The sequence below is a fragment of the Alishewanella sp. HL-SH05 genome (assembly GCF_052655985.1).
Genome location: NZ_CP199753.1, coordinates 2,013,884 through 2,036,500, shown reverse-complemented (window position 1 = coordinate 2,036,500; position 22,617 = coordinate 2,013,884). Strand labels below are relative to the sequence as shown.

24 protein-coding genes and 1 pseudogene are annotated in these 22,617 nt (G+C 44.7%); 10 read left to right on the top strand and 15 right to left on the bottom strand.

What is annotated here, in order from left to right; translation table 11 throughout:
- Positions 1-498: 498 nt before the first annotated feature.
- The 5 genes and pseudogenes from ACUJFL_RS09335 to ACUJFL_RS09315 all read left to right on the top strand — a co-directional run bounded on the left by ACUJFL_RS09335 (position 499) and on the right by ACUJFL_RS09315 (position 3,450).
- A complete protein-coding gene (locus ACUJFL_RS09335; protein ID WP_226751577.1) occupies positions 499-1,005 on the top strand; it encodes a PTS glucose transporter subunit IIA in 507 nt (168 codons plus the stop codon).
- Positions 1,006-1,012: 7 nt separating this feature from the next.
- Positions 1,013-1,369 (top strand): ArsC family reductase, encoded by a 357-nt coding sequence (locus tag ACUJFL_RS09330; RefSeq protein ID WP_445427302.1) that lies wholly within the window; start codon positions 1,013-1,015, stop codon positions 1,367-1,369.
- Positions 1,370-1,380: 11 nt separating this feature from the next.
- Positions 1,381-2,543: pseudogene (gene dapE, locus ACUJFL_RS09325) on the top strand (succinyl-diaminopimelate desuccinylase).
- Positions 2,540-3,232: a M15 family metallopeptidase gene (locus tag ACUJFL_RS09320; RefSeq protein WP_445427301.1), complete on the top strand. Its 693-nt coding sequence runs from the start codon at positions 2,540-2,542 to the stop codon at positions 3,230-3,232. The pseudogene dapE and the gene ACUJFL_RS09320 overlap by 4 nt, the downstream one beginning before the upstream one ends.
- The gene (locus tag ACUJFL_RS09315) at positions 3,229-3,450 is read left to right on the top strand and encodes a DUF2897 family protein (RefSeq protein WP_306176523.1); all 222 of its coding nucleotides are present in this window, start codon (positions 3,229-3,231) and stop codon (positions 3,448-3,450) included. The genes ACUJFL_RS09320 and ACUJFL_RS09315 overlap by 4 nt, the downstream gene beginning before the upstream one ends.
- On the opposite strand, the gene yejK is transcribed toward ACUJFL_RS09315, so the two are convergent.
- A complete protein-coding gene (yejK, locus tag ACUJFL_RS09310) occupies positions 3,410-4,447 on the bottom strand; it encodes a nucleoid-associated protein YejK (RefSeq protein ID WP_445427300.1) in 1,038 nt (345 codons plus the stop codon). The two genes, ACUJFL_RS09315 and yejK, sit on opposite strands and share 41 nt — an antisense overlap.
- A 69-nt stretch (positions 4,448-4,516) precedes the next feature.
- Between yejK and ACUJFL_RS09305 the strand changes: the two genes are divergently transcribed.
- Positions 4,517-4,741: a YejL family protein gene (locus tag ACUJFL_RS09305; RefSeq protein ID WP_226751571.1), complete on the top strand. Its 225-nt coding sequence runs from the start codon at positions 4,517-4,519 to the stop codon at positions 4,739-4,741.
- Positions 4,742-4,748: 7 nt separating this feature from the next.
- Positions 4,749-6,257 (top strand): DUF3413 domain-containing protein, encoded by a 1,509-nt coding sequence (locus ACUJFL_RS09300; protein ID WP_445427299.1) that lies wholly within the window; start codon positions 4,749-4,751, stop codon positions 6,255-6,257.
- A gap of 14 nt (positions 6,258-6,271) precedes the next feature.
- On the opposite strand, the gene ACUJFL_RS09295 is transcribed toward ACUJFL_RS09300, so the two are convergent.
- Positions 6,272-6,562 carry a hypothetical protein gene (locus ACUJFL_RS09295; protein ID WP_226751569.1) on the bottom strand — a complete coding sequence of 97 codons (291 nt, stop codon included), beginning with the start codon at positions 6,560-6,562 and terminating at the stop codon, positions 6,272-6,274.
- Between the two features lie 213 nt (positions 6,563-6,775).
- On the opposite strand from ACUJFL_RS09295, the gene ACUJFL_RS09290 reads away from it, so the two are divergent.
- Positions 6,776-6,967: a DUF2061 domain-containing protein gene (locus ACUJFL_RS09290; protein WP_306176526.1), complete on the top strand. Its 192-nt coding sequence runs from the start codon at positions 6,776-6,778 to the stop codon at positions 6,965-6,967.
- A gap of 102 nt (positions 6,968-7,069) precedes the next feature.
- A complete protein-coding gene (locus ACUJFL_RS09285) occupies positions 7,070-7,909 on the top strand; it encodes a CvfB family protein (RefSeq protein ID WP_226751567.1) in 840 nt (279 codons plus the stop codon).
- 147 nt (positions 7,910-8,056) lie between these two features.
- Here ACUJFL_RS09285 and ACUJFL_RS09280 read toward each other — a convergent pair whose 3' ends face one another.
- The 13 genes from ACUJFL_RS09280 to dapA form a co-directional block, all read right to left on the bottom strand.
- Positions 8,057-9,301: a class I SAM-dependent methyltransferase gene (locus ACUJFL_RS09280; protein ID WP_445427298.1), complete on the bottom strand. Its 1,245-nt coding sequence runs from the start codon at positions 9,299-9,301 to the stop codon at positions 8,057-8,059.
- On the bottom strand, positions 9,298-10,047 hold the full coding sequence (locus tag ACUJFL_RS09275) for a DUF1365 domain-containing protein (RefSeq protein WP_445427297.1): 750 nt from the start codon (positions 10,045-10,047) through the stop codon (positions 9,298-9,300). The genes ACUJFL_RS09280 and ACUJFL_RS09275 overlap by 4 nt, the downstream gene beginning before the upstream one ends.
- Positions 10,047-11,300 (bottom strand): NAD(P)/FAD-dependent oxidoreductase, encoded by a 1,254-nt coding sequence (locus ACUJFL_RS09270; RefSeq protein WP_445427296.1) that lies wholly within the window; start codon positions 11,298-11,300, stop codon positions 10,047-10,049. Before ACUJFL_RS09270 ends, ACUJFL_RS09275 begins: the two co-directional genes overlap by 1 nt.
- Positions 11,301-11,345: 45 nt before the next feature.
- Positions 11,346-11,777 carry a nuclear transport factor 2 family protein gene (locus ACUJFL_RS09265; RefSeq protein WP_445427295.1) on the bottom strand — a complete coding sequence of 144 codons (432 nt, stop codon included), beginning with the start codon at positions 11,775-11,777 and terminating at the stop codon, positions 11,346-11,348.
- Positions 11,770-13,209, bottom strand: coding sequence for a deoxyribodipyrimidine photo-lyase (gene phrB, locus ACUJFL_RS09260; RefSeq protein WP_445427294.1), 1,440 nt, complete (start codon positions 13,207-13,209; stop codon positions 11,770-11,772). Before phrB ends, ACUJFL_RS09265 begins: the two co-directional genes overlap by 8 nt.
- Positions 13,210-13,475: 266 nt before the next feature.
- Entirely contained in the window at positions 13,476-13,772 is a 297-nt protein-coding gene (gene ihfA, locus ACUJFL_RS09255) for an integration host factor subunit alpha (RefSeq protein WP_226751561.1), read from the bottom strand.
- Positions 13,773-13,774: 2 nt separating this feature from the next.
- The gene (pheT, locus tag ACUJFL_RS09250) at positions 13,775-16,162 is read right to left on the bottom strand and encodes a phenylalanine--tRNA ligase subunit beta (protein WP_445427293.1); all 2,388 of its coding nucleotides are present in this window, start codon (positions 16,160-16,162) and stop codon (positions 13,775-13,777) included.
- Between the two features lie 15 nt (positions 16,163-16,177).
- A complete protein-coding gene (gene pheS / locus ACUJFL_RS09245; RefSeq protein ID WP_226751559.1) occupies positions 16,178-17,158 on the bottom strand; it encodes a phenylalanine--tRNA ligase subunit alpha in 981 nt (326 codons plus the stop codon).
- Positions 17,159-17,279: 121 nt separating this feature from the next.
- Entirely contained in the window at positions 17,280-17,972 is a 693-nt protein-coding gene (gene hda, locus ACUJFL_RS09240) for a DnaA regulatory inactivator Hda (protein ID WP_226751558.1), read from the bottom strand.
- A complete protein-coding gene (locus tag ACUJFL_RS09235) occupies positions 17,973-19,058 on the bottom strand; it encodes a DUF2066 domain-containing protein (RefSeq protein ID WP_445427292.1) in 1,086 nt (361 codons plus the stop codon).
- Positions 19,059-19,142: 84 nt separating this feature from the next.
- The gene (gene purC / locus ACUJFL_RS09230; RefSeq protein WP_445427291.1) at positions 19,143-19,859 is read right to left on the bottom strand and encodes a phosphoribosylaminoimidazolesuccinocarboxamide synthase; all 717 of its coding nucleotides are present in this window, start codon (positions 19,857-19,859) and stop codon (positions 19,143-19,145) included.
- Between the two features lie 84 nt (positions 19,860-19,943).
- Complete coding sequence (gene bamC / locus ACUJFL_RS09225; RefSeq protein WP_445427290.1) at positions 19,944-21,011, bottom strand: outer membrane protein assembly factor BamC; 1,068 nt, start codon at positions 21,009-21,011, stop codon at positions 19,944-19,946.
- A 5-nt stretch (positions 21,012-21,016) separates the two neighbouring features.
- Positions 21,017-21,904 carry a 4-hydroxy-tetrahydrodipicolinate synthase gene (gene dapA, locus ACUJFL_RS09220; protein ID WP_445427289.1) on the bottom strand — a complete coding sequence of 296 codons (888 nt, stop codon included), beginning with the start codon at positions 21,902-21,904 and terminating at the stop codon, positions 21,017-21,019.
- A 188-nt stretch (positions 21,905-22,092) separates the two neighbouring features.
- On the opposite strand from dapA, the gene ACUJFL_RS09215 reads away from it, so the two are divergent.
- Positions 22,093-22,614, top strand: a complete 522-nt coding sequence (locus ACUJFL_RS09215; RefSeq protein WP_229585957.1) for a glycine cleavage system protein R — start codon at positions 22,093-22,095, stop codon at positions 22,612-22,614.
- Positions 22,615-22,617 lie beyond the last annotated feature (3 nt).

The following is a 22,617-nucleotide window of genomic DNA, read 5'->3' as shown; positions in this document are numbered from 1 at the left end:
TAACTTTAACATACTTTTAATTGTTCTAAACAAAATAAAAATGCCATTGAAACGTTAATGAAAGACACAGTGACGCCTCAGATTTAACAAAATATAAACAACAAGATATTTAAACCAAATTGATAGCAAAAGTCTGCTTTTTTTACGTTCTCTGTACTTTTTCGATCATGACAGACTAAACAAAGAATATGCCAAAATAAAAATCCAATAAAATACAGAACGATAAACAAGATAAACCGTGTTATTCACAATGTTATTCACAGAATCTGTGGACAACATGAGGCTTGTTAATAACGGTTTAATGGCTTAACAACTGTTTTTTTGCTAGTAGAAATCGTTAATTAAGCTACAAATTTGAGCAAATACGGCAAAAGCAGCAGTTTTATGGCCAAAAGCGCTGCTATCGCTTTAATGCTGGGCTACATAAGGCAGTGAAAGATGCTGATATTGCAAAAACTTTAAGCTATCATCAAAGCTTCATGATCTTGGAGAGCAACAGTGCAGCAATCAGTCATCATCTGGCAACAAGATTGGACCACACTAGAAGGTTTTATTATTAAAAGCCCGTTTAGTGGTCAGGTCTTACCGATCAGCATGCATCCTGAATTACTGTATCAGCAGGATATTTTTCCGGCGACCTTATGCTGTAAATTACAACAAGGTACGCTTTATGCTCCATTCAGTGGCCACTTTACAACAGCCAGAGCCGGTGAACGTCGTTTAATCTTTACTCATACTTCGGGGCTAACGCTGACCGTCGATTTGCCTTTTGCTATTAGCATCGATCACGGCAAAGGCTTACATTGGCTGTGCCGAGCACCACGTGAAGTCAAGGCAGGTACACCGATATTGCAAATCGACTTAGCGTATTGGCAATTAGTGCTCGATGAACTGTATTGTGTCGCGAGCTTATCTTTACCGAGCAAACTCGATAAGTTACTCAGCCGACAAGCTCAAGTGCTAGCCAACCAAGATCCTCTTTTTGTTCTGCAATTTAAAAAGTAAAAAAACTATGATTACCTTATACGGCATCAAAAACTGTGACACCATCAAAAAAGCCCAACGTTGTTTAGAGCAACAAGCGTTAGCCTATCAATTTCACGATTATCGCACCGATGGCTTGGACGCTGAACTGCTAGCGCGTTTTGCCGCGGAATTAGGCTGGAAAAATTTACTTAATACACGTGGAACAACTTGGCGTAAGTTAGCTGACAACGATAAAGCGGAGATCAACGAAACACGTGCTTTAGCCTTAATGCTAGAACAACCTGCGCTAATCAAACGGCCAGTATTACAACATAACGAACAACTGTTACTGGGCTTTGATGAGCAAGCTTATCTTGCGTTATCTGCCTCTTCTGAAAAATAGGTAATTCATTTATGACTGATCTCACCAATCCGGCCAGCAACCCAACATTAGCGCTCACCATGGCGTTAATTGAACGGGCGTCAGTGACACCTGAAGATGCCGGTTGTCAGCAACTGATGGCGGCACGTTTAGCTAAAGTGGGCTTTAATATTGAGATGATGCCGTTTGCCGATACACTCAATATGTGGGCACGCCATGGTCAAGGCAAACCGTTATTTTGTTTTGCCGGTCACACCGATGTAGTACCGAGCGGTCCTGTCGATGCATGGCACACCCCCCGTTTCAGCCAACCATCATTGGCGATACCTTATTTGGTCGCGGTGCTGCCGATATGAAAGGCAGTTTAGCTGCGATGGTTGTTGCGACTGAGCAATTTTTAGCACAAGAACCGTCACCGGCTTTTAATTTAGCTTACTTAATTACCAGCGATGAAGAAGGCCCCTTTATCAATGGTACGGTCAAAGTGATTGAAACTTTAGAAGCACGCCAAGAAAAAATTCGTTGGTGTTTAGTGGGCGAACCCTCTAGCCATCTGCAAGTGGGTGATGTGATAAAAAACGGTCGGCGAGGTTCGTTAACAGGGCACTTAACCGTAAAAGGTATTCAAGGCCATGTCGCCTACCCACACTTAGCTGATAATCCTATTCATAAAGCGGCACCGGCATTGGCCGCCTTAGCAACAGAGATTTGGGATAACGGTAACGCTTATTTTCCAGCAACCAGTTTTCAAATCGCCAATATTCAAGGTGGCACCGGTGCATCAAATGTGATCCCGGGAGAATTAAACGTCATGTTTAACTTCCGTTACAGCACGGAAGTGGATGCCGAGCAGCTGCAAAGTCGAGTCTATGCCCTACTCGACAAATTTGGTTTACATTATCAGCTAGAGTGGACGTTAAATGGCTTACCGTTTTTAACCGAGCAAGGCGATTTAGTTGACTCCACGGTGGCCGCGATTGAAAAAGTACGAGGTATTACGCCACGGCTTGAAACCACAGGTGGCACCTCAGATGGCCGTTTTATTGCCCCAACTGGCGCTCAAGTGATTGAACTAGGCCCTTGCAATGCCACTATCCACAAAGTAAATGAATGTGTGGCGATTGCCGATCTTAGCCAATTAACTGAAGTGTACCTGCAATTATTGATTAATTTGCAGCAACGCTTAACCGCATGAGCCGCGCAATACTGAACCGTGCCCTGTTAACGGGGCTTGATAATTCAGCCATGCAACATATCGGCAATCAGCAGTGGCTTCACCAAGAGGCCATGGCTGCATTTCTGCAACTCAAAGCGGCCTTGGCTAATGAAGGTTTTGATTTAGCCGTGGTATCGGCTTGGCGCAGTTTCGAGCGTCAAGCTCGTATCTGGCAAGCAAAATGCTTGGGGCAACGTCCGGTTTTTAATCATGCTCAACAACGGGTTGATGTGACTTCACTGTCAGCGCAGGCACGTATTGAAGCGATTATGCTTTATTCGGCACTACCTGGTGCAAGTCGACATCACTGGGGAACAGAAATAGATGTTTATGATGCCGCGGCTGTGCCAATAGATTATCAAGTACAGTTAAGTACAGACGAATATCAAGGCGATGGGCCTTTCGCCACTTTAGCGCAGTGGTTACAACAGAATGCTGCTGACTATGGCTTCTTTTTACCTTATCGCGCATTTCGCGGTGGTGTAGCGGCAGAGCCTTGGCATTTGAGCTATCAACCGCTGGCCAGTGCATGTCAGGCAGCGCTAACCCTACAACAATTACAACAAACCTTGATGGATAATCCGATTGCCGAGCAAGCCACAGTGTTGCAAATGTTACCGGAGTTATATCCTCGTTTTATCACTAACATTTGTGAGGCAGAAATATGAATTGGCCGTTATTTTGGGGCATCGCACTCGCTTTTGGCGTAATCATCGGCAATATCATGCTCATTAAACATTCAGCTAAAATGAAAATGCCCAGTTTAAAAGATCTAGCCGATCCGCAAGCCAAGCCTGACAACGCCAGTCAAACTGACGCTGCCAAGCAAACACAAAGTAAACCGGTTACTCCGAGCCCTGATCAAAAGCCGAATAGCCCTGACTAAAGCGTTGTAACTGGTCTCGTAAGTTAGGTGGTGTGCCCGTAATAACTAAAGTATCGGTTTTGATATCGTACTTTATCCGCTCCCCGAGTAGCTTTTCATCGAAGCTAAGCGATAAGCCGCCACCCGCACCATTAAACTTGACCATTTTTTTCAGCTCTTTCACTTCGACTGGAAATTGTTCAGCAACATCGAGCTGTTGTTCCGCACAATAGTGTAAGAAACCATTACTTTGCTCAGGATCAACGACCGCCGATAACTCAGTGAGTACCACATCTTGCCCGCTCTTGGCGCGCTCTTCACAGTAGTCAAACACCTGACGCCGAGCGCTGGTTTTTTCAGAGGCATCAAATTCAGCCGCACCCAGGTATTCTTCAACTGAAGCCAACACTTTTTGGCTATTCACTCGTGCATCGGCGCCCTCGGTACAGCCTAAAAAATCTAAAAAGAAATCGGCCACTTTTCGCCCTACACGTCCACGAATAAAACTGATGTAATTGCCTTTAGCCGCATTAACAGCATACTCCGTTAAATCTAAACGTGCGGCCAGTTGCATCCGGCCAATATCTAAATGCCGTGAAGTTGCTAACTCGAGTTGCTCCGACAATTCAAAGTGATCTTTACTGCCTAACAGGCAGACCAAAAGGTAATCGCTGGCTAAATAACGATAATGTGCCAGTAACACATAACCTGTTTCAGGTAATTGATGTTGGCTTAATTCCACCACTAATGCATCCGTAGTGGCTTTGGCAAAACCCAAAAAGTCTGTTTGATCAGCCTGCCAATCGGCTAATGCTTGTGGCACTCGTGCGGACTTCTCTGGATTAAAACTGGCATATCCTTTAGCTGGTTTGCCGTTATAGGCCAGATGTAAGGTTTCTACCAAGTTGGCAACGGCGACGTTACTGCTGATCAAACCGTCACGATAATGCGCTTGATGTTCGCCACTATCGGTCAACGCAATGTAATTAATAGCCAGATGTTGCATATCTACCGACATAAATTTTCCTGTTTTTTCTGAATTCTGTTACTATTCTATCTGTTTAAGCTTTGTTTATCTGAGTAATCCATGCCTATTGTATCAAAATATTCGACTAGCCAAATTGAAAAGCTGGTAAATCAACTTATCGACACCCTGCAAAATGAGCAGGCGACTACCGAGCTGAGCTTAATGTGTTTAGGCAATGCCGTCAGCCATGTTATTAATACATCAGTACCCGCCAAACAACGCGCTGCGGTCACTGAATCATTTAATCGGGCATTAGCGGATGCCATCAACGTAAATCGTCAGTAAACTTAACATGGTGTTAGAACAAAATCTGTCACTGGTAAAAAAAGTCAATCGCTTGCTGAATTGGGGTCACTGGTTCAGCTTTTTTAATATGCTGCTGGCTTTAGTGATTACGGCTTCTTTCTGGTGGGCAGAACCTTTACCTGTGACATTCCTTGGCTGGAGTTATCTTGTATTAACCTGGCTAGGACATACCGCATTTATCTGCTTTATGTTTTTTATTTTAACCATCTTTCCGTTGTCGCTAATTTTCCCCTATCAGCGCCATATTCGCGGCTTGGCCGCAGCGCTCGCCAGTATTGGATTAGTATTATTAATCTTTGACGCCTACGTTTATAACCAGCTTGGTTATCATCTAGGCAGTGCATCTTATGATCAAACGATTGATTTATTACGCCAGCAAATAGTCACCAACCTACGTAACTTTTTGCTGATCGTGGCCGTAGTGGGCAGTATGTTGTTTGCCATAGAACTGACCATCAGTAACTTTTGCTGGAAAAAGATCACCCGCTTAGGGCAATCAGGCATTGGTAAACCTGCACTTATGCTGTTTTTCGGCAGTTTTATGTTAAGCCATGTTTTACATATTTATGCTGATGCGAAGTTGCAGTGGGACATTACCCGCCAAGATAATGTTTTACCGTTTTCTTATCCCGCTACGGCAAAAAGTTTGTTAGCCCGCTATCAATTAGTTGATTTAACACAACGCGCACAGCGTCAAGCCGAGCGGCTAAGTTTAGAAACCAGTTTGCCACTTACCGGTGAGTTACGTTGTACCTTGCCGGCACAACAGTCGACACTACTGCTATTTAGCCAACCCTTAACCGAGTCGCAGATTAACTTTTTCCGTCAGCAGCAATTTCGATTACACGAACAACATTTTGCTCCCAATAATGCCCCTGAAGCACTGCTCAATGTGTTGTATGGCCAATTTATGGTAGAAGCAAGCGACACCGAAGCGCTTAAACAGCGGCCGAGCTGGTTATCCCCCTCTCACAGCCAGGCGTTTTCGGTAGTGAATCGCGACCCTAAGCTCAGCGCGTTGCTTCCTTGGGCAACAGAGTCGACCACTTTCACGCCTTTTAGTATGGTATTTGACGCGGATCCCACGCAAAATTGGGCTGACTATCAACAATATGCCCAAATTGTCATTGTGCCGTTACACAGCAATAATACTAAGTTCCAACTGGCTCCCGTCACCGCTCTGACCCGCTGGCCAGCACTGAGTCAACAATTAAAACAGCATAATAGCCAACAGCTGGACTGGTTACCCACCTTGGTTGCTGCGGCCGGCTGTGATGGCCAGCAACGCTGGCTTAGCGATAATTTGCTCGCACCTAAAGCCTTACCCAAACTGAATATCAGCCAGCAAGATATTATTAGTATCCGAAAAGATAAGATGCTGATCTTACGTCAAGATGGCAGCTATGGCGTCTGGTCAGCAGGCACCTTAGTGCCGCTGAATGACAAACTGGACGTACCGATGCTTATCGATGCGTTAAAGCGCTTAGAAGATTAACTGCACTTTACTGCTTATTGTATCATCTTCGGCCCTTTTAAGCGGGGCCGCTTACCTGCTAACTCAAGCTCGGCGAGATGAAATAAATTGGTAAACACAATGGGCGGCGCCGGTTCACCAAAACATTCAATAAACGCCACTTCTGCTTCTTTAACAATTTGCTGGTACAGCTGATCATAGGTACTAAAACCATCATAACTGTAAGGCTCATTCAAATCAGCCATAGCGTGTTGTTGTTGACGACGCATAAAATAGTTCATCAGGAACTCATACTGCTTGATATCCAGCCATTCACGGCAATCCATAAGGTTTCTCCGAAATATTCTGCCCTGCGATAATGAAAATCACTTAGGCTATAGAGCCTATCGCTCATGCCAAGATAAGGTATACGCAACACGGGCGTCAATTGACTTACCAAGCTGATTAATTTTATTGTTTATGCTAAGCAATAAAATTCACTTTAAATGCAAATGAGAGGTGTTATCATTTGATCATCGTATTGAGATAGGATGTAACTGATGATTAAGACACTCACCTTCGCGCTAATGCACTTTACCATTGCTTTTGTAGTGACCTATTTAATTACCGGCGATCTCATCCTCGGTGGCTTGGTTGCTATTGTTGAACCGGCGGTAAATACGGTAGGTTATTTTTTCCATGAAAAAATCTGGTCTAAACTGGCTAATACACCGCAAGGCTTTGCGGCTTAAACTAATAAGCAACGAAAGCAGCATACCCGTTGAAATTAGCACAGCACACACCGCAAAAAGCCGTTACAATATTCAACTTAAACAATGAATAATGAGGCACAAATGATAGCATTAGGTACCCTGAATACATTAACCGTAAAAAAACAGGTTAAGTTTGGTTATTACCTGGACGGATTAAGCTGGGGTGAGATCCTACTGCCGAACAACGTGGCGCCCGCAGATATTGTTATCGGCGAGCCCTTGTCTGTATTTTTATATTTAGATTCTGAAGATCAACTGATTGCCACCACTGAGCAACCGAAAATTATGGTTGGCCAGGTGGCCTCTTTAGCTGTGGTTGCCAGTACTAAGGTGGGTGCTTTCTTAGATTGGGGTTTAAAGAAAGACTTATTAGTTCCCTTTAGCGAGCAGCAAATCCCGCTGAAAGTGGGCCAGCACTATCTAGTGTATTGTTATGTCGATTTAAGTAATCGTATTGTTGCTTCGACTAAATTAGATCGTCATTTACATAAAACCCCTGTGCCTTACCAAACCGGTGATAAGGTGCAAGTGATGATCAGCGAGCAAACCGATATTGGATACAAAGCGATTATTGAACATCAACATTGGGGTGTATTGTATAAAAATGAAGTTTTTCGCCCACTGAAACGAGGTGAACGCCACACCGCCCTGATCACCAAAGTTCGCGATGATGGCAAAATTGATTTACGCCTAAATCAAGCCACTTATCAGCAAGCTCAGGCGTTAACTGAAAAGATTTTACAGCGTTTACGCCAAAACGACGGCAAGCTGGCTTTAACGGATAAAAGCTCGCCAGAACTGATTGCTGATGCCTTTGGTGTTAGCAAAAAAACCTTTAAACAAGCCATTGGCGCCCTGTATAAAGACAAGCTAATTGTTATCACACCTGCCGGTTTGCTGCTGGTTGAAAAGTCAGTTTGAATAAATAACACCTGTGCTTCGTGCAAAACGAGGCGCATTGAAACGGTATTGACCTTCACGCTAAACGACGTTCTTGCTAAAAACAGCGAGTAAAACAAAAAACCGGTCTTGCTGAACAGACCGGTTTTATTCTTAGCCAAATTTGGCTCAAATCACGCTGCGGTTATTTGGTTTAGTGCAAACTAAATGCACCGCGCTGGTGGCCCGCTCACGAAAGCCGCCTTCGCAATAACACAGATAAAAATGCCATAACCGAATAAAGTTATCGTCATAATTTAATTTATGTACTGCATCGCGCTGTGCCATAAAATTGTCACACCAATCTTTTAGCGTACGAGCGTAATCAAAACCGATATCCTGAACCTGACGGATCACTAAGTCTGTATGTTCCGCAACCGCAGTAGCCATCCGGCTAATAGACGGTAAACAACCGCCTGGAAAAATATAGCGTTTAATAAAGTCAACTTCACGCACATATTGATCATAACGATGATCGACCATGGTAATTGCCTGCAATACCATAATGCCATCGGGTTTTAATAAGCTGCTGCACTTGGCAAAGTAATTATCGAGAAAATCATCGCCTACCGCTTCAATCATCTCAATAGACACCAGCTTATCGTAGCTACCCTCAAGCTCGCGATAATCTTTAAACAACAGGGTAATTTGTCCCTCTAAACCTAATGCTTTTATACGGTCTTGGGTGTAATCAAATTGCTGTTGTGAAATCGTGGTGGTAGTCACTTTACAACCATAATGCTGTGCAGCATAAATAGCCATACTGCCCCAACCAGTACCAATCTCAATCACATGATCACTGGCTTGTAATTGCAGACGCTCACAAATTTGTTGCAACTTATGCTGTTGCGCTTCGGCTAAACTGCTATCAACAGAGGGATAAACCGCACTGGAATACATCATGCTAGGATCTAAGAACAGCTTATACATCGCATTGCCTAAGTCATAATGCGCAGAAATGTTGCGTTTAGACTGACTGACCGTATTACGATTGCGGTAATTTAGCAGCTTTAATACTGGACGGCTCAAACGTGCCCAAGTAGAGTCCATCTTATCGAGCACAGCTAAATTACGGGCAAAAATTTGAACTAGGGCAGTTAAGTTGTCGCAGCGCCAATGGCCATGAATATAAGCTTCACCGCCACCAACCGAGCCAGCCAACACCAGTTTTTGGTAAAAGGCAGGATCAACCACTGTTATCGTGGCGTGTAACTCAGCATCCGTTTCACCAAATTGTTGTTCTACCCCTGCTTCAATCACCGTGATGGCACCGTGACGTAATTGGCTGAGGAAATTCAAAGTAAATTTACGACATAACCGGTCAAACCAACCAAGATTGTCAAACACCGCTTTTTCACTAAGCGACAAACTCATACATCAGTTCCTCTGGATTTAGGATGGCCATAGATAGGCATCCTTTTAAACACTAGTTTTAAAGCCTGCCAATAAATTCGAGTCATGATCTGTACGCTTTGCCATGGCTGACGGATCAATATCTTACGGCGTACTGCGGCTGTCAGCTCAAAACGTCGTAGGGTAAACCACGCACTAAACACCGCTTGGGCTTGCTTGATATTCGTAATACTGCAAAACAATTGCTCGCTAGGCTGGGGAATTTGCCATCGATATTGCATATCCAATGGATTAAACGGTGAAACATGAAATACTTTGTCATGTTCATAGAACTTGGCGTTTTCTTGCAATTGCTGCAAATAGTAATGCCGTTCGTTCCAAGGCGTATTACTGACCTCCGCGAGCAAATAACAGCAACGACCGCTTTCATCGTAACAATAGTATAAATTAAGTGGGCTAAAATAGACGCCCCAGCCTGCCAATGGCGATACCAAGAAAACCTGGTTAATCGCCATATTACCGCCTAACTGCTGTACTTTGGCGCGAACAGCTTGCCCCAAGTCGCTATCACCCTCGAGAAAATCCTTACGTCGAAAACTAATCGCAGCAAACCGCTCAAAACCGATGCCTACAGCAGATAAACTAGCTTGGTTTAGCTGGCTGCAATCCAGCCAATAAGCCGCATAAGGATAGCTAAAGCCATGCACCTTGGGTAGAAAGCGCTTATGCCCTACCCGACCACAATATACCGCATGGCCTGCTTGCATCAGTAATCTACACCTAATAAGGCGGCAACATCGACAGCACTACGAGCGCCGTCTTCATGAAAACCGTTATACCAATAGGCACCACAAAAGAAACTATTATTCACACCATTGATCTCGTGACGCCGCTGCTGGCTGGCGATAGTACTATGGTTATACACGGGATGTGCATAGTGATAAACCCCTAATACCTTATCTTTTGCGATACTGGCGCTGTTGTTTAACGTCACGCAAAAAGTCACGGGGGCTTCTAAGCGCTGTAAAATATTCATATTATAAGTCAGTGTCGCTTGATTACTTTGCTGGCTATCAAGATTGTAGTTCCAAGACGCCCAAGCCGCTTGGCGAACCGGCAGTAAATTCGTGTCGGTATGCAGCACAACTTCGTTTTGTTGATAAGTAATTCCCCCCAAAATCTCCCGCTCTTGTGCTGTGGCATCTTTTAATAAAGCCAGCGCTTGATCGCTGTGACAAGCAAAGATCACTTTATCAAATTGCTCGGTTGTGCCATCGGCAAAATGAATGGTTGCACCCATAGCATCGCGCGACACGCCACTGATGTTTTGCTTTAAGCGTAATTTAGCAGCATCGACCTTTTGTAACAGGGCCTCAACGTAGCGCTTAGACCCTCCTTTGATCACTGACCATTGTGGCCGATCATTAATATTTAACAAACCGTGGTTATTAAAAAAGCGAAGGAAAAAACGCACCGGAAATTTTGGCATATCGGTTAAACCGGCAGACCAGATTGCTGCGCCCATCGGCATTAAATAATTATCACGAATGCCTTGGCCAAAGCCATGTTTGTCTAAAAACACGCCCAATTCTAAATCCAGATCGGCATGATCTTCAGCAACCATTTGCTTACCCAATTTGTTAAAACGCACGATTTGCCGCAACATTAACCAAAAAGACGGTCGAAGCAGATTACGTTTTTGCGCAAACAAGCTGGCTAAAGTGTTGCCATTATATTCCAGATTGTTTTGTGTATTTTTGACTGAAAAGCTCATCTCTGTTGGTAACGCAGGTACAGTAAGCTCAGCAATAAATTTATTGAAGATGGGATAGGTCCAGTTATTGAAAACAATAAAACCGGTATCAATGGCATAGTGCTTGCCTTGTACTTCGACATCAACAGTGGCAGTGTGACCGCCAAGATAATCATTTGCTTCTAACAAAGTAACATCATATTTATGTTGCAACAGATACCAGCTTAACATGCCAGAAATTCCGCCGCCTATTACTGCTATGCGCATAACTTTCCTTATAATGGCAGGCTAAACGCCTGCTTAAACAGCGGGTTAACCCGCAGCCATTTTACGTTTAACTTGGCTGGTTAACCAACCTAATACTGGGATCTGCTGATAAACCATTTCGGTCATATCATAATAATCACGATGATAGATAATTTGCTCACCATGCCAACGTAATTCTGAACAGCCCTTAACACTAATTTCTTTACCCTTAGCGATGGCAGGATGGCTGTACGTCATCACCCAACTTAAAAAACCGACATCACCCGAACAAGAACCAGATACCGGCATAAAGCGTGCGTAGTTCAACCGTTGATAACCATGATTCAAGTATACTTGTAACGCAGTTGCGCCTTGAATTTGTTGCACCGGATCAATAAAACAGACGTCTTTATGATAGAGCGCTGTTGGTGCAATAGTATGTTGCCCTGAGATCTGATTAAAATAATCTAAAAAGGCCTGTAGGCGCGGTTCAAGCATGCTGGTTCTCCTGATTTTTTACTGCTGAAAACAGCGCTAAGGTAATTTTTCGAACTTGATCATGTGCAACCACAGGAGCAGCATAACCTTTAGGCGTAATCGGTTTATGCGGCCAATGAATGTCTTTAGCCGATTTAGCCGCCAATTCAGGAATAAATTTACGGATAAAGTCACCATTGGCATCAAAACGCTGGCTTTGTGTTACTGGATTAAAAATACGGAAATACGGTGCTGCATCTGTACCGGTTGATGCGGCCCACTGCCAGCCGCCATTGTTCGCCGCAAAATCACCATCAATGAGCTTCGACATAAAGTATTGCTCGCCCCAGCGCCAATCTATATGCAAATCTTTGACTAAAAAACTGGCCGTGATCATACGTAAACGATTATGCATCCAGCCCGTTTGATTTAATTGCCGCATGGCAGCATCCACAATCGGATAACCGGTTTTACCCTGACACCACGCTTCAAATAAGGCAGCGTTATTCGGCCATTGAATAAGATCGGTTTCCGCTTGAAACGCTTTATGCTTAATTAATTTTGGAAAGGCCAGCATGATGTGTTTGTAAAAATCACGCCAAATCAGTTCAGATAACCAGACTGCAGCACCACTTTTCTCTTGCCAAATTGAAGCTCCGGCTTCTAATTGCAAGCGAGCGACGCATTGTTGTGCTGACAGCACGCCGATCGCCAAGTAAGGTGAAACCTGTGACGTGCCATCCACGGCTGGTAGGTCACGTTGCAAAGTGTAATCTTGCACCTTTTGCTGACAAAATAGGCGCATCTGCTGCAGTACTTCTGCCTCTGCCACTGGACACGCCGATGAACTGTTATCCCCCTCTTGCATCACGGTAAACGTTGGTAAGTCAGTAAAGGTTCGCGCTTGTGGCTTTGGCTTAGCAAAGCAATGCACTCCTTGTTCAGCATATTTTGCTAACCAATTACGTTTGAATGGTGTAAAAACTTTATAGACATCCCCCTGCTGGGTTAACACTGAGCCAGGGGGCATAATGCAAAGCCTGTCGAACCAATGACAATCAATCTGCTGCTGTTGTAATAGTGCGCTAACCTGCTCATCGCGTTGCTGCTCACGCACTTCGTACTCACGCTGTGCATACAAAGCCACCAGCCCTTTAGGAATAAAGGCAGCAATCGTCTTAGCGCAACTAGCATAGTCCACACCTTCCACCATCACTAACGGAATATTTAAATCTGCCAGCTCGCTCTCTAATGCTTTGACACGACGGCGCAATAAATCTTGACGTATAGCGGCCATATGGTGTTGTTGCCAGCTTTTAGCGGTAGCAATAAACACAGCGATAACCACACCGTTGTCTGCCGCCGCCGCGTTAAAGGCCGCATGCAATGCTTCGTTGTCATGACAACGTAAATCATGTCGAAACCAGACTAAATGGACAGAGGGTGTTTTCATAAGGCTTTGTATCCAAATTAGACGTGCTTGCACGTCAAAATAATTCCAGCAATTAGTTTACCTAAATTGCCTAAACACGATTATTTAAGGATCCTACCAATAGAAAGCACGGCAGCACTGATCCTGACGTTACTGCTGTCAGCATTTTGCTCAGTAGTGAACACTCTTCTTTACAGTACGCCTATTCATTCGGATCAACCCTTTAAAAAAAATCAAAAAAAAACGGCAGTTACTTTGTAACTGCCGTTTTAAGGTTTAATGTTTATCTAACCTTTACTGGTACCGCTTTCTACCCGTGATTTAAGTTTCTGGCCTGGCCGAAACGTGACTACACAGCGAGCAGAAATGGGAATATCTTCACCTGTTTTTGGATTTCGGCCTGGTCGCTCGTTTTTAGTGCGCAAATCAAAATTACCAAAACCCGATAACTTAACCTGCTCACCAGACTCTAGCGCAGCACGGATCTCTTCAAAAAAAGCTTCCACTATTAGTTTGGCATCTCGTTTACTTACGCCAAACTTGGTAAACAAACGTTCTGCTAAATCAGCTTTGGTAAGCGCCATCTTTATTCCCTCAACGTTGCGTCGAAATCATTTTTAAGCACGCTAACCACTTGATTTATAACCTCTTGGATAGCTTTATCCTCAAGCGTACGCGCTTTATCCTGTAAGGTCAGAGCAATCGCTAATGACTTAAACCCTTCCGCAACGCCCTGACCGGTGTATACGTCAAATAATTTTAGGTCAACTAACTGATTTACGCCAACTTTTTTAATACTAGCAACAATATCAGCAAAATGCACATCTGATCTAACAACAACCGCTAAATCTCGGCGATTTGCCGGGTATTTTGATAACTCTTGCGCTTGTACTATTTGACGAAGGCCTAAAGCGGCCACTTCAAGCTCAAACAAGAAAGCTTTACCTTTAATGCCTAACTTACGTTCAGCTTCGGGATGCAAAGCACCTAAATAACCCACTACCTCGCCATCAACATACACAGCTGCAGTTTGCCCAGGATGCAGTGCACTGTGCTCTGCCGCAGCAAAATGTACAGAATCTGGCGCTGACAATAGGGCCAACAGGGCTTCAACATCACCTTTCACATCGTAAAAATCAGCCGGACGCTCTGCGATCGTCCAATGCTCATTGGCATAAGAGCCCACGACCACACCGCCGATCACCGGTACTTGACGTACACCGTTTTCGGCAGCAGCATCAGGAATAAATTTTAGGCCATATTCAAATAGACGTAACCGATTGTGCTGACGATTTTGATTATATTGCACCGCTTGTAATAAGCCTGGCCAGCTATTTAAACGCATGGCTGACATATCTGCCGAAATCGGATTCGGTAACACTAAGGCAGGCTGATCAGCAAACAAAGCTTGCTGCACTTTAGGATCAACAAAGCTGTAAGTAATCGCTTCTTGATAACCACGATCCACCAACACCTGACGCATTTGCGACACACTTAAACTGGCTTCATTAAAACGGCGCATTTTTAAGGCTGCGATAGGCGCTTGGTTTGGAATATTGTTATAGCCATACACCCGAGCCACTTCTTCAATCAAATCTTCGGCGATACTGATATCAAAACGATAACCTGGCACCGTCACTTGCCAACCTTCTACAGTATCTGTGACACCTAAGCCTAGGCGCTGAAAAATATCAGTCACTTCGCTGCGGGCAATATCATGACCAACAATGCGTTTTAACTTTTGCTCAGTCAACACGATTGGTGCTTTTACCGGTAAATAGTCTGCAGCAACCGCTTCGGTGATCGGGCCTGCTTCACCGCCGACTATTTGCAACAACAACGCGGTAGCACGTTCCATGGCGGTACGTTGTAATTGAGGATCAACACCGCGCTCATAACGATGCGAGGCATCCGTGTGTAAACCATACTGACGGGCTTTACCGGCAATGGCTAGAGGGGCAAAAAAGGCACTTTCTAAGAAAATATCCGTAGTGCTTTTTGTAACACCACTGTCTAAACCACCAAAAATACCTGCCATTGCTAACGCTTTATCCGCATCGGCAATTAATAAGGTATTAGCCTGCAAAGTTACTTCTTCGCCATCTAATAACACCAGTTTTTCGCCGGCTGTGGCCATTCGTACTTGAATATCACCGTTGATTTTTGCTAAATCAAAGGCATGCATTGGATGCCCCAGTTCTAATAAAACATAGTTGGTAACATCAACAATGGCATCAATACTACGAACACCGCAGCGCCGTAATTTTTCAGTTAGCCATAATGGGCTGGGCGCTTGCACATTAACGTTGCGAATGACACGACCTAAATAACGTGGGCAGGCACTCGGGGCTTTAAGGTTGATGGCTTTTTGTTCATCGATGGTCGCAGCAACTGGCGGAAATTCAGGCTGGCAAACCTCAAGTTTATTTAACGCGGCCACTTCACGCGCTAAGCCTTTAATCCCTAAACAGTCAGCACGGTTTGGCGTTAAATCAACTTCGATAGTCACATCGTCTAAAGCTAAATATTGACGAAGATCAGTGCCCACTGGCGCATCTGTTGGTAATTCCATAATACCGTCAGAGTCATCTGCCATGCCTAATTCTGAGAATGAACACAACATACCGTGTGAAGGCTGTCCACGCAGTTTGGCTTTTTTAATTTGAAAATTACCCGGTAATACCGCACCCACGGTAGCTACCGCAACTTTTAGCCCTAAACGGCAATTCTTTGCGCCACAAACAATGTCTAATAACTCCGCAGAACCAATAGACACTTTGGTAATTTGCAATTTATCGGCATCAGGATGTTGCTCACAAGCCACGACTTCACCGACGACTACGCCACTAAACTCACCGGCGACCGCTGCAATACCATCGACTTCTAAACCAGCCATGGATAATTGTTCAGATAAAGCTTGAGTATCCAGCTTAGGGCTAACCCATTCACGTAACCAGGATTCGCTAAATTTCATCTTGTTCTACTCCGCTTATCTGAACTGCTTTAAGAAGCGCACATCATTTTCAAAAAATGAGCGTAAATCGGTAACGCCGTAACGCAACATCGTTAAACGCTCAACGCCCATACCAAAGGCAAAGCCACTGTACACGTCAGGATCGATGCCGACAGAGCGCAGCACATTCGGGTGCACCATGCCACAGCCGAGTACTTCTAACCATTTTCCGTTTTTACCCATCACATCCACTTCAGCAGAAGGTTCTGTAAATGGGAAGAACGACGGTCTAAAGCGAACCTGTAAGTCTTCTTCAAAAAAGTTTTGCAAGAAGTCATGCAAAATGCCTTTTAGCTCAGCAAAGTTGACATTTTTATCGACCATTAAGCCTTCAACTTGATGAAACATTGGCGTGTGTGTTTGATCATAATCATTCCGATACACCCGACCTGGCGAAATAATACGCAGTGGCGGTTGTTCTTTTTCCATAGTGCGAATTTGTACGCCCGAGGTTTGCGTGCGCAACATCAGCTTAGGATTGAAATAAAAGGTGTCATGATCTGCTCTGGCAGGATGGTGCTCAGGAATATTCAGCGCATCAAAGTTATGAAAGTCGTCTTCGATTTCTGGGCCGTGCTTGGTTTCAAAACCTAACTCAGCAAAAAAACTTTCGATGCGCGCAATAGTGCGACTGACCGGGTGTAAGCCACCGCTTTCAATAGCACGGCCGGGTAAGGTGACATCAATCCGCTCTTGTGCCAACTTAGCGGCAAGTTGCGCTTGTTGTAACAAATCACGTTTTTGATTTAGCGCGTCTTGCACTTGCTGCTTTAATTCGTTTATTTGTTGACCAGCGATTTTACGCTGCTCTGGGTCCATCGCCCCTAAGGATTTCAGCAGATCGGTAATACTGCCTTTTTTGCCCATAAAGGTTACGCGAACCTCTTCTAAAGCAGGAATATCGCTCGCGGTTGCTACCGCAGCCAGAGCCTCATTTAATATCGCTGTCAGGTTCATTGTTGTCCTCAACGTCACCAGGATTGCCTAGATTCAAAGCCGCCAATAATACACCAGAAATGGCTAGCACGCAGTTTTAGCAGCAGATTTTTTCGTTTAGAAGCAGATTTTTCTGATTATTTTAGGCTTGTTGCAGAATTTCACGGATGAATGGGATAGTGAGTTTGCGCTGATGCACAATAGAGGCTTTATCAAGTCGATCTAAAATAGCCACCAGCGAACGGATATCACGATTATGGTGGTTTAATAAATAACGCGCCGCCTCAGCAGGCAGTTCAATGCCCTTGAGCCGCGCTTTTTGCTGTAATAAGCCTTGCTTGTCGTCATCACTTAACAACCGTAATTGAAAACTGGTGCAGGCATGCAAGCGTGACACTAAATCCGGTAAGGTGATCCCCAGCTGTTGTGGTGCTTGATTAGCAACAATAATCAGTGCCTTACCTTGCTCAACCAGACGATTATATAAATCAAACACCGCCACCTGCCAGTTGAGATCGCCCGCCACCGCCTGAATATTGTCTAAACAAACCAGATCGAGTTGCTCAAGGTTATCTAAGATCCGCGGAGTTAATTGCTCACAATCTTGCAACGCCACTAACTGGCTGGTGCGGCCTTGCTCATGCGCCTGCACGCAGGCAGCATATAATAAATGCGATTTACCGCTACCACTGGCACCGAATAAATATACCGGTGCTTGCCCAGTAGGATCAGCTAAATACTGCTTTAAAAAGCTCACTGCCGCACTATGTTCGGCGGCATAAAAACTATCTAAGGTTTCATCTTCAGGCAAAGTAACAGCTAAAGTCAGTTGCATTTAACGCCTAACAAATTGAAATACCGCTAACACATCCGATGGATTAGGATCCGTTTGCAGCATCGGTACCCCAGGATAGGCACCGAAAGAAGGTTCAAAGGTATCGATTTTTTGAATAGTCGGTTCAAACTGCAAGCTTTGCAATAATTGCTCGGTACTCATTTGGATAGTTAGCTGAAAACGAGTAAATTGCGCGCTTTGTTGCACGATCTGAACTTTGCTGACCCCCAGTAAACTCGCTAGGTTACGCTCAACACTGACCACCTCGGCCAAACTTTGCATACCACCGACTTGCAGTACCAGATGTTGCTCTGCTGCAGGGTTAAGTAAAATAGCGAATTGTTGCGCCAGTTCTTGACCTAAGCTAGCCGCATACTGCTGCATTAATTCGGTTTCATTGGCCGCTTGATATTCATGTCGTAATACGCGCCCTTCTTGCTGTCGCAACGCGGTTAAACGCCAGGGTAATTCAGGGTTATCGCTTGTGGTTTCGAGTAATAACACCACCACTTCATCTGCTTGATAGCGTGCGCTGGCGGCGTCAATTTGTTGCCAAAACCCAGCCCACACATCAGTTTCAGTTAACAGCATTAAGTCGTCGATATCATACAAGGGTAAAGTAAAAGGCAAGGCTTGTTGCTGCAAAGCGCTGCTTAAGCTGGTTAGCCAGATGCTATCAGCACGACGCACAAAATTACGTTGCAACTGTTGTTGTTCAACAATCCAAAATAAAATCTCAGGTCTTTGCCCACCCCAAACTGGTATTTGGTAAGATTTAAGTAATTGTTGAATACGCTGGCTGTCTAAGACAACACGAACCTTATTGCCCTGCTCGGTTCGGATCGCTTCAAACTGCTTAACGTAGCTTGCGGCATTCGCTAATTCATTTCGAAGCTCGGCTTGTTGCATAATATCTGGGCGACCAGTCACACGCATTAACACTTGCTGTAAGGCTTCGCGTTGCCATTGCTGTTGCGTTTGCTCTGCACTCACTTCAGCCTGATACAAAGGCGGACGCTCTGCGCTACACAGTAAATTGCTAAACAACAATATTAATGCTAACCCCAGCCATTTAGCCAAGACCATGCTTTCTCCTTTGCGCTGCTCGCGTGATTACGCCTAATTATAACAAAGCCACCCGCAGGTGGCTTCACTAAAACAAGTAAACGATTAGCCTAAATGAACACCTAAACGATTGGCCACTTCTTCATAAGCTTCTACCACGCCACCTAAACCTTGACGGAAGCGATCTTTATCCAGTTTTTTGCGGGTTGCTTTATCCCATAAACGGCAGCCATCCGGTGAAAATTCATCACCTAACACCACTTGGCCGTTAAAAACACCAAATTCTAATTTGAAGTCAACTAACAACATCCCGGCTGCGTCAAACAAAGCATTTAATACTTCATTCGCTTTAAATGTCAGACGCTTCATTTCCGCTAATTGCTCAGCTGTTGCCCAGCCAAAAGACACTGCTAACGATTCATTCACCATCGGATCGTGTAACGCATCATTTTTTAAGAACAATTCAAAGGTGGCAGGCGTTAAAGCCATCCCCTCAGTAACACCAAGACGACGCACCAATGAACCAGCAGCATAATTACGAATAACGCACTCTACCGGGATCATGTCTAACTTTTTCACCAGCACTTCATCATCGCTGAGCAATTTCTCAACTTGCGTTGGAATACCGGCTTCTTGCAACTTTTGCATAATGAAAAAGTTAAATTTGTTGTTGATCATGCCTTTACGATCAAGCTGTTCAATACGCTCACCATCAAAAGCAGAGGTATCATTACGAAAGTGTAACACGAGCAGCGAATTATCTGTGGTGTTATACACTGTTTTGGCTTTTCCACGGTACAGCTCAGTTGTCTTTTGGACCATTTTAAACTCCGATCGGCAGGCACTAAAATCAGGCGCAAAGTATAAAGGGCTTTGGCCTGATCGCAAATGACTTTTTACCGCAGATTATAACTCAGCACCGGCTGCACGGATGGCAGTGACCATCGGCTCGTAAATACTGTTCACAATATCAGCAGATAATGGCTCACCTGTTTTGTCTAACCAAGCAATCGCAGTATGGTTGTTGGCTAAACGTGATAACACAATCCGGTAATCGCCATTTTCTATGGGTAACTGTAAAGGGGCATCACGTAACGTAATGGTGCGCCAAAAACCCCGTTCTGGTTTGGTGTAATTCAAATAATAGGTATAAACAGAACGGTCAAAATCTGTTACCGATAAATTTAAATCATTAAATAATAACTCTAACTGTGACCATGTCACATCTAACGGCTGTTCAGTGATTAAAGCGGCATTGCCGGCTTTGTCGATACCGGGAGCCAAAGAGACTTCCGCCACTTGTGCACGTAAATCACGGGCCTTGGCGACCTCGGTTACAGCCACTTGATTAATCACTCGGTTAAGTAAATTCACTTCGTTGGCTTTAATTTGAACCGCATTGAGCTGTTCACCTGGCACAAAATACTGATGCTCTAACAAGGTCACCGTCATACTTAAACTGCGACCATGCGGCCGAGGTGCTAACTCAATTTGAAAACGTACTTGGTCCACAGCATCTTCAGATTTCCAAAACAGAAAGCCGGAAGTCTCAGAGCGCTTGATCCAACCCGTTTCATACCGTAAGCCGGCATCGTCAGTTTGCTTTAATTCAATGGCTTGCTGTTGAAAAAACGCCTGCAATTGCTCAGTCACAAAAGGCGTTAACTCACCGGTTAAATCATTACGTTCAAACCATACCCGAGCAAGTTTTTCTTCTTCCTCTAGGCGACTGCTGGTTGCAGTGGCAAGAACTAAGGTAGGAGAACGCTTACTGATTTGCTCTTTCGAGGCGGTTTGCACCGGCTGATTGGCTGGAATATCATAGATTGCTGGCTGATTGGGTGTGGCCATACCTGCGGGGATCTGCAGGTTAACTTTCTTCAGCTCAGTGCTTTCTGTTGGTGTTTTGTCAAAAACTGAACAGCCACTTACTAAGACGCTGACAGCGATAATACCATTTGCCCACTTTTGCACCTAAACTACTCCTGCTCTAAAATTCCGGCTTTTTGTAATGCCTGTTCGATTCGTTTTTCATGAATTGGTTCCAACTGGGTTAACGGTAAGCGCAAAAAATCGGACTTGATTAAGCCCATGCGTTTTAATGTCCACTTTGTTGGAATTGGATTGGATTCGATAAATAAATCTTGGTGAAGCGCTTGAAGCTTTGCATCCATGGCTAAGGCTGCTGCATTTTGTCCGGCAAAAGCAGCCTGACACACTTGGCTCATGGCCGCAGGAACGACATTAGCCGACACCGAGATGACACCGTGCCCCCCCGCTAACATAAACTGTGCAAAGCTCGCATCGTCGCCACTTAACAGTAAAAAATCAGCAGGACATAACGCTTTAAGCTCGGCTAAACGAGCAAGTGAACCGGTCGCTTCTTTTATACCGACGATATTGTTAACTTTCGCTAATGCTGCTACCGTTTCCGGTAGTAAATCAACGCCCGTTCTGCCCGGCACGTTGTATAAAATGATCGGCTTGTCAGTTGCTGCCGCTACCGCAGTAAAATGCGCCAGCATGCCTTTTTGCATTGGCTTATTGTAAAACGGTGTCACTGTTAGATAGCCATCAATGGGCAGATCAGCAAAAAATTGCGTTTTAGCAATGGTTTCACTGGTCGACATTGCACCATTACCCGCAATGACCGGGATCTTCCCCGCCACTTGCTCGCATACTTTAGCCATCACTGCATGTTGTTCTGCCATGGTTAAGGTAGCAGCTTCTGCTGTAGTGCCCATTATCACCAGACCGGCACTACCTTGCGCCAAGTGAAAAGCCACTAATTGCGCTAAGCTCTCATAATCAACCTGACCCTCATCGGTCATCGGCGTCACCAGGGCAACGATACTACCTTTGAACATGCTACTGTGGCTCCACATTTTGTATTAAGGGCGCCTATGTTAAAGACAGCAGCCAGTAAACACAAGCAAGCTTTCACCCTGATTGCTGATGCGTAAGGGCAGATGACATTCATTTGCAATATGCTAAACTGCGCGCCGTATCATGATGGCAAAAAAACTGCTGTTTTTAGACCTTTATAGGAAGTGCTATGCCTCTTCAACTTGTGGTTACCGCGATAGGCCCGGATCGCACCGGCATCGTCAGTAAGCTAGCCCGCTTGGTGACCGAATGTAATTGCAACATTATTGATAGCCGTATGGCTATTTTCGGCAGTGAATTCACCTTTATTATGCTGCTTTCTGGCGATTTACCGGCCATCAGCCGTATTGAGCACCTGTTACCGGCGCTAGGATTAGAACTTGATCTAACCACGATGAGTAAACGTACTAGTGGCCAATCGCAAACTCAGGTTGTGTCGCATTATGTATTGGACTACGCGGGCCCAGACAAAGTCGGTACACTTGGTGCTATCACAGGATTGTTAGCCAGTCACAATATTTACATTGGCTCTTTGCAATCGGCTACCAGCCCCAGCGCAAACGGCGTAATGATGCATACGCAAATGACGCTGGAGTTAGCGGAAGGAATTGATGCTGAACACATTTCTGTAGAACTCTTTGCCTTGATGCAACAACTCGGCTTACAAGGTACTTTTCAAGCACAACAATAAGGA